Origin of the sequence: Nocardiopsis sp. MG754419, from assembly GCF_018207095.1 — a bacterium.
Taxonomy (GTDB): domain Bacteria; phylum Actinomycetota; class Actinomycetes; order Streptosporangiales; family Streptosporangiaceae; genus Nocardiopsis.
Window position 1 is genome coordinate 1 of the sequence record NZ_QOCZ01000221.1, and the last position, 6,846, is coordinate 6,846.

Genomic DNA, 6,846 nt, shown 5'->3' on the forward strand with positions numbered 1-6,846 from the left:
TCTCGCGTCCGTGAGGGGGCACCTGGGCGGTGCGGCTTTCGGGCGCGGGGCGTTCATCGGGCACCGGAGCGGCGACGAAGATCCGACCTTGAGGGTTCTCGGCGCGCTCGGGGGTGGGCTGGACCGGCGCGGGCTCGCCTTGGGCGCCGAGGGCGGTGGCGGTCGCGTGACGGTGGTCCTCGGCCCCGGACGGGCCGGGGTCGACGGGTTCCGCCGTGTCGGCGGCGGGGAGCGGCTCCGCGGCGAGGCGGGCGACATCGGGGAACTCCCGCTCCTCGGGGCGCTCCTCGTCATCGGAGAACGGGTCCGGGGCCTCGGGTAGCCCCTCTTCGGGTCCCTCCGGACGCGACTCCGTCTTCCGCGGGGTCAGGGGGGCATGCGTCCCCTGTTCCCAGGGCTGCTGGGCGTCGGCGTGACGGAGGTCGATGCCGCCCGGCACGGGCCCCGGCCACCGCTCCGACGCCGCCTCCCGGCTCACGGCCGGAGCCGGTTCGGGCTCGGGCTCGGGTTCGGGCTCGGGTTCGGGCTCGATCACGGGCGTCGTGGCGGCGTTCGCCACCGCGGCGCTCGGCCCGCCCGCCCCGGTCGCCGGGCTCGGGTCCTCGGTACCCACCCGGGCCGGTCCGGTCTGCCCCGCACCGTCCTCGTCCGGGGCCGGATCCACGTCGACCCCACCCGCGGGTGTGTCCATCGCGCGGGGCCGCGGGTCGAGCCAGTCCTGGAGCAGGGCGAGGCGGTCGGCGAAGGTGATGGCCTCGGGGATCCCTCGTTCACGTAGGCGGTCGGCCAGCGCGTCGCCGCCCTCCTCCCGCAGGACGGTGACCAGGCGATCGGCGAGGGTGTGGTGGTCGTCCGGGTCCGGAGTCGTGAAGGGAGCGTGCCGGCCGGGTTCGTCGCCCGGGGGCCCGAAGACCAGGTGTGGCCCGTCCGGGACGCCCAGAACCGGGTCGTAGGTGGAGAAGGACCAGCTCCAGCCGGCGGCGGGAATGGCCGCGTCCGGGGTGAGGATGTCGTGCAGGATCCGGTGCACGCCCCACAGGAAGCGGAGCTGGGTGGCCTGCCACAGGTCGGCCCGTTCGGGGTCCAGGGTGACGTGCACGGGCCGCTCGGGGTGGGCCAGGACACGGGCGATGGCTCCGGCGAGCAGCGGCCGGTCGCCGATCCGCGTGTCGGCGGCGCGGCGGTCACGGGTGCGGACGGCTCCGGGCGCCGCGGTGTGCTCCCAGGGTTCGGGGGCCGGCAGGGTGCGCATGGTGGCCCAGCCGGGGGTGGGTGGTCTGCTCTGCCCGGGCCGGGTGTTGGGGTTCTCGTGCAGGGAGAGGATGCGCGACAGGGTCAGTCCGCGGGTGGGACCCACGATCGCCCAGGCGTGGGCGTCGCGGACGTCGCCGGGCCACCGGTAGACCAGGGCGCTCTGCCCGTCGGGGTAGTGGTGCGCCCACAGGGTCTCGGGGTAGTCGCCGGGGTCGACGCCGGGCAGGGCGGACCGGTAGTCGGCGGTGAGGGCCGGGAGCAGGTGGTCGCGCCAGGATCGCAGGGCCGGCCGGTCGCCTTCGGGCAGGGAGGTGGCGGCGGGTCCGGGACCGACCCGGCCGAGGAGCGTGGGTTCGGCCCAGGCGAAGTGGATCTGCTGGTAGGGCCCGGTGTCGGCGCCCGAACGCCTGTCGGTCGACTCTGTGCTCTCGGGCAAGGGGCCCCTCCCACGGGTTCGCGGACCGTCCGGTGTGTGGCCCGTCCGGCCTCACGCTTCCCTACGGAAGGTATCCGCCGCAAGCGACAGGAAACCGCAGAAGCGGCGTTATGAACGCTTTCGCGACGTTTGCACCGATTGCGAAGATCCGGGGTTCCGCGGGTCCGGGCGGAACCTCCGGCGGGAGGGGGCGACGCGCACGTTCAGTGGACGGCGGTGAGCCGCGCGTGCTGCTCGGTGGACAGGCGCAGGTCGGTGGCCTCCAGGGCCTCGTCGAGTTGGGCGAGGGAGCTGACCCCGACCAGCGGCACGATGGCGGGGTCGTGGTCCATCAGCCAGGCGAGGACGACCTGGTTGCGGGTCGCCCCGGTCTCCCCGGCGACCTCGTCGAGCACCGCGAGTCGCGCGGAGGTCCCCGGGTGGTCGTAGGCGTACTCCAGGGGGCGGTCGGGCCGCGTGTAGGCGCCGGACAGCAGGGAGGTGTAGACGACCAGTGTGTGCTCACGACCGTCCTTCGCCTCGGCCCGGACGAAGTCGAGCAGGTCGGGCGTGACGTGCATGTGCCCGCCGGCCAGCAGAGGCACCCCGGCACGCGGTTGCAGGTAGCTGTAGCGGTACTGCAGTACGCGCGGGCGCGGCCACCCGTGCGTCGCGGTCGCGGCGCGGGCCCGCTCCAACCGCCAGGTGTGGTGGTTGCTCATGCCGAGTTCGCCCACGGCCCCCTGGGAGACGAGCTCCGCGAAGGCGCCCATGGTCTCCTCGATCGGGGTACGGGGATCCTCACAGTGGGCGTAGAGGACGTCGAGGGTGTCCATGCCCAGGCGCCGGCGGCTGCGTTCCGCCGCGGTGGCCACGGCCCGTGCGGACAGGCCCTCCGGGGCCTTCTCCCCCGTCTCGGAGACGGTGGGCTGGGCTCCGAGTTTGGTGGCGATGACGACCTCGTCGGTGACGCCGCGCTCGCGACGCCACCGCCCCAGCAGGGTCTCGCTCTCGTGGCCCTGTCCTCCGTCCACCCAGAACTGGTAGCAGTCGGCGGTGTCGATGAACGTGCCTCCGGCGTCGACGAAGCGGTCGAGCAGCGCCAGGGAGGTGTCGGGGTCGGTGGTGCTGCCGAACTGCATCGCGCCCAGGCACAGGGCGCTGACACGGCGGTCGCCGAGGGTGGTGTGGCGCATCAGCCGATCTCCTTCACGGTGCCGTCGGTCGGGGTCATGGTGGTGTCGATGGGGGCCGCCTCGCCCGCGGCCACCGTCGAGGGGCTCGGGATCGAGGAGCGAGGGTCCCCCTCGGATGCGGGTTCCGGGAGGAGTTCGGGGTGGTCGGCCAGCACCCCGAGGTAGTAGTCGATCTTGTGCCGGATGGCCTCCTGGCGCTCCCGTAACCGGTCGATGTGGGCGCTGAGCCGGTGTTGGTGGCTCTGGAGCACCTCCACCCGCGCGGGAATGGTGTGGTCTCCCTCGCGGACCAGTTCGGCGAACTCGCGCAGCCGGGCGATGGGCATGTCGGTGTCGCGCAGGCACCGCACCAGGTGGAGGAGTTCCACGTCGTCGGCGCGGTATCGGCGGTGTCCGCCGGGCGCACGGTCGACCCGGCGCAGCAGGCCGGCCTTCTCGTAGTAGCGGAGTGTGTCCAGGGTGAGGTCGAACCGTTGGGCGATCTCACCGGGGGTGAAGTAGTCCTTCATGGGACAGAGCATGGGACCTGGAGTGCGCTCCAGGTCAAGACCTCGGTGGAAATCGGCCGAGGAACGCCGGCACGGAAGTGCGTGCAAGCAGTGTCGGGGCGCCCTGGACCAGGGCTTTCACCGGTGAGTGGCAGTCCGGGAAGGACCGCGGTCGTTCCGGTTCAGGGACACGACCGACCCGACCCGGGACATGGTGGGACGGGCGCGGGGACGCGACCGGCCCCGGTCCAGGGCGGCTCTCGAACCCGGCACAGTGGGGACCACGATCGGTCGTGGTCAGTCGTTGCTGCCGCTGATGGCCCCCACGACCGCCGCGGTGAGGTCCTGGATGATCTCCTCCTCACCGACCTCGGGGTGTTCGAGCCACCACTCCCCCGCGGCCTGAACCATGCCGACCACGGCGTGCGCGGCGATCTGGGCGCGCAGGCGGTCGCGGATCCGACGCTCGATGATGAGCAGGTCGGCGAGCTCCTCGCCCAGACGGCGGACCATGAGGCCGAGGTCGCTGCGGGTGCGCACGTCCTCGGAGGTGGCCCGGTCCATGAGGAACCGGTACAGGTTCAGGTTCTGGGAGATCATCGACAGGTAGGCACCGACGGTGGCGCGGGCGCGCACCTCGAAGTCGGCGTGCTGGTACAGCTCGGCGCGGATGCGTTCGATGAGCGGGTCCACGTGGCGTTGGGCGAGCGCCCGGTACAGGCCCCCCTTGTCGCCGAAGTGCCGGTACAGGATGGGCTTGCTGATCCCGGCCTCGGTGGCGATGGCGAGCATGGAGGCGTCGGGGCCGTCGCGTTGGATGACCCGGTCGGCGGCGTCCAGGATGGCCTTGCGCCGTTCGGGGTCGCGCCCGCGGACGCTGCGTCCTCGGCGGGGCGCGGGGGAACCGGTCCCTTGCCGAGTGGTCGGGGGGACGCTCAGGCCGGCGGGGTCGAGGGCGCCGTTGTCGCCGGGCTCGGTCTGTCGGGTGTCGTCGATGGCCACAAGGGTTCACCGTAGCGGTTCCGGGCGGTGCGCGACCGCCTGCCGGTCAGGTCCTCAGTGCGATCCAGGTCGCGCGCGCCTGGGCGAGCAGTCCACCGTCGGCGTCGTACAGGGCGCTGCCGGTGTGGATCTTTCGACCGTCCACCCCGGTGAGCCGGCCCATCACCACGGTGGTGTCGCCGATCTTCGGCGGGCTCAGTACCTGGGCGGTGAAGCGGCCCAGGACGATGGGCCTGCCGATGATGTCGTGGGACCAGCCCCCGGGGCAGTCCAGTGCGGCCCAGACCTGGGCGAACGCGGCCGAGCCGCTGCCGTCGTCCACAGCGGGGTGCACCTGCCAGGTGCAGGCGACGGTGTTGCCGACGTTGTCCGGCCCGTCCCCGGGAAGGACCGATCCGGCGAACAGGCGCAGACCTTCGCCCTCGGCGCGTTCGGGGCCGCAACTGTAGCAGCGCGGGAAGGGGTGGTCGACGAACCCGGGGTAGAGCTCGCTCGCGTTCTCGGCCTCGGCGACGGAGACGGCGCCGCCGGGGATGACTCCTCGGTCGAAGGGGGCGACGCGGACCGCTTCGGCGACCGGGCCTGTCCCCTCCTGCGCGGAGGGGTCGACCAGGCGCAGGATGTCCTCCCCCTCGGGTTCGACCGTGAGCGGGTGGTCCAGCGGGGGCGGGACGCGCAGGGTCACCTGCACGGCCGTGCCGCCCACCCGCGTGAGGTGTTCGGCGAGCAGGCCGGCGCTGTAGCCGCCGTTGCCGGAGCCGTCGGGTCCGTTGAAGGCGGCGGGGATGGTGATGGTGGTGGCGCCGTTGCCTGGTGTCATGGGTCACAGGGTAATGGGGGGTGCCGTGCACGGTCGCGGGCGCCCCTGATGCGGTCCGATCGCCGGTCGGGTGGCGAACCCGGAAGCGAACGCCGCGGGGGGCGACGCGGGCACGTCCCGCAGAGGGACTCTCGCCGGGCCCGGACTCGATGGGGGCGGCCACCGAGGGCCGACGCGATGAACCGCCGGGCGCCGCCATGCCCCACTTTGTCGATATTCGAGATATTCAGGGTGTTCGGCACCGTACGGGGCAGGACCTGTCACGGGGGATCGTGCACGACATCGGGGGCCCACCGCCCGTCCGGCCGAAGCCGCCCCCGTGGCCCGCCCGAAGCCTCTCCCTCACACCGAAGGTGCCCATGAGCCAGCCCGCAGTCGCAGGGGTCGGACGGACCGACGGCACCCGCCCTACCGGGGCGCCCCGTGGCACCTTGCGGCCCGACCGCTCCCCCGCCGTGGGCGGCCCGGTTCCCCGGTCGCACGTTACGGGCCGACCCATACCCCCGCCGTAGGCCGGCACGGCCATAGTGAGTGGGTTTTCTCCCCGTTCTCCCCCTTTGGAGGTTGTCATGATGGGCACGAGCCATGCCGCCACCGGCCTGTTGGCCGGTGCCGCGGTGGGTGCTCTCGCCGGTACGGAGGTCACGGATGTGGTGGTGTGCGCGACCGTCGGTGCCGGCGCCGCGCTCCTGCCCGATCTGGACGAGCCGGGCTCGACGGTGGGCCGGTCTCTGGGGGTGGTGTCGCAGAAGGCGGCGGTCGGGCTGAGAGCGCTGTCGCGCCGGGTGTACGCGGCGACGGCCACCCCGCGGGACGGGAGCAGGGACGCGGGACATCGCCACCTGACCCACACCCTCCCCGCCGTGCTGGTGTTCGGGGTGTCGGCGTTCCTCATGGCCGCGGTCGCGCCCCTGGGCACCGTCGTCGTGGTGTTCGCGATGGCGGCCTTGGGCGCGGGCACGGTGGCCAAGTCGTTCCGGGGGTGGGGTCGCCGCAGGACCCGCGACACCGCGGCGGCGATCCTCGCGGTGATCTGCGCGACGACGGCGGCGTTCGCTCCGGGCGGCGCCGCGTGGTTGATCGGTGTGACGGTGGCGGTGGGGAGCCTGACCCACATCCTCGGAGACTGGCTGACCCGGTCCGGGGTTCCGTTGGCGTGGCCGGTGAAGCACCGAGGGAAGCGGTGGTGGATGTTCCACAGCCCACTGCCGTTCCATACCGGCAGGAGCCCGGTGGAGGTGGTGATCCGGTGGGTGTCCCTGTTGGGCGCGCCGGTGATGTTGTGGGTCGCGGTACCGGCGGTCCCCGCGGGGTAGCGTGAGGTACTCGTCGGCGGCGAGCGGCCCGGCTTCGGCCGGGCCTTTACCGTGTCGCCCACCGATCACACCCTCACCGCGCCCAGGCACGGCGTCGATCGCGCGGGAGCGGCACTCCGGCCAGGGACTTCGGCGTCAGCGAATCGGGAGGCCGGTGATGGTGCGACCGATGATGAGCCTCTGGATCTCGCTGGCACCCTCGAAGATCGTGAAGATGGTGGCGTCGCGGTGCCAACGCTCCACCGGGTAGTCCCGCGTGTAGCCGTTGCCGCCGAGGATGCGTAGCGCGTTCTGGGTGACGAACGTGGCGGCTTCGGAGGCGTAGAGCTTGCTCATGGAGCCCTCCGCCTGGGTG

At 72.9% G+C, this 6,846-nt stretch carries 6 protein-coding genes and 1 pseudogene; 1 reads left to right on the forward strand and 6 read right to left on the reverse strand.

Going from position 1 to position 6,846, the window contains the following annotated elements; all coding sequences use genetic code 11:
- The 5 genes and pseudogenes from DSY14_RS26180 to DSY14_RS26200 all read right to left on the reverse strand — a co-directional run.
- Positions 1-1,690: pseudogene (locus tag DSY14_RS26180) on the reverse strand (hypothetical protein); the annotation flags it as partial.
- A gap of 203 nt (positions 1,691-1,893) precedes the next feature.
- Positions 1,894-2,865: an aldo/keto reductase gene (locus tag DSY14_RS26185; protein WP_211719284.1), complete on the reverse strand. Its 972-nt coding sequence runs from the start codon at positions 2,863-2,865 to the stop codon at positions 1,894-1,896.
- The gene (locus tag DSY14_RS26190; RefSeq protein WP_211719285.1) at positions 2,865-3,374 is read right to left on the reverse strand and encodes a MerR family transcriptional regulator; all 510 of its coding nucleotides are present in this window, start codon (positions 3,372-3,374) and stop codon (positions 2,865-2,867) included. The genes DSY14_RS26185 and DSY14_RS26190 overlap by 1 nt, the downstream gene beginning before the upstream one ends.
- A 276-nt stretch (positions 3,375-3,650) precedes the next feature.
- Positions 3,651-4,355 (reverse strand): TetR/AcrR family transcriptional regulator, encoded by a 705-nt coding sequence (locus tag DSY14_RS26195; protein ID WP_211719286.1) that lies wholly within the window; start codon positions 4,353-4,355, stop codon positions 3,651-3,653.
- Positions 4,356-4,401: 46 nt separating this feature from the next.
- Positions 4,402-5,175 (reverse strand): hypothetical protein, encoded by a 774-nt coding sequence (locus DSY14_RS26200; protein ID WP_211719287.1) that lies wholly within the window; start codon positions 5,173-5,175, stop codon positions 4,402-4,404.
- 569 nt (positions 5,176-5,744) lie between these two features.
- On the opposite strand from DSY14_RS26200, the gene DSY14_RS26205 reads away from it, so the two are divergent.
- Positions 5,745-6,491 carry a metal-dependent hydrolase gene (locus tag DSY14_RS26205; RefSeq protein ID WP_211719288.1) on the forward strand — a complete coding sequence of 249 codons (747 nt, stop codon included), beginning with the start codon at positions 5,745-5,747 and terminating at the stop codon, positions 6,489-6,491.
- Between the two features lie 135 nt (positions 6,492-6,626).
- Here DSY14_RS26205 and DSY14_RS26210 read toward each other — a convergent pair.
- A partial coding sequence (locus DSY14_RS26210) for an acyl-CoA dehydrogenase family protein (RefSeq protein ID WP_283091708.1) occupies positions 6,627-6,846 on the reverse strand: 220 nt, incomplete at its 5' end.

What these genes read in the sequence shown, in the direction of transcription:
- DSY14_RS26185 (WP_211719284.1), bottom strand. Translation starts at nt 2,865, where the DNA reads ATGCGCCACACCACCCTCGGCGACCGCCGTGTCAGCGCCCTGTGCCTG.
- DSY14_RS26190 (WP_211719285.1), bottom strand. Translation starts at nt 3,374, where the DNA reads ATGAAGGACTACTTCACCCCCGGTGAGATCGCCCAACGGTTCGACCTC.
- DSY14_RS26200 (WP_211719287.1), bottom strand. Translation starts at nt 5,175, where the DNA reads ATGACACCAGGCAACGGCGCCACCACCATCACCATCCCCGCCGCCTTC.
- DSY14_RS26205 (WP_211719288.1), top strand. Translation starts at nt 5,745, where the DNA reads ATGATGGGCACGAGCCATGCCGCCACCGGCCTGTTGGCCGGTGCCGCG.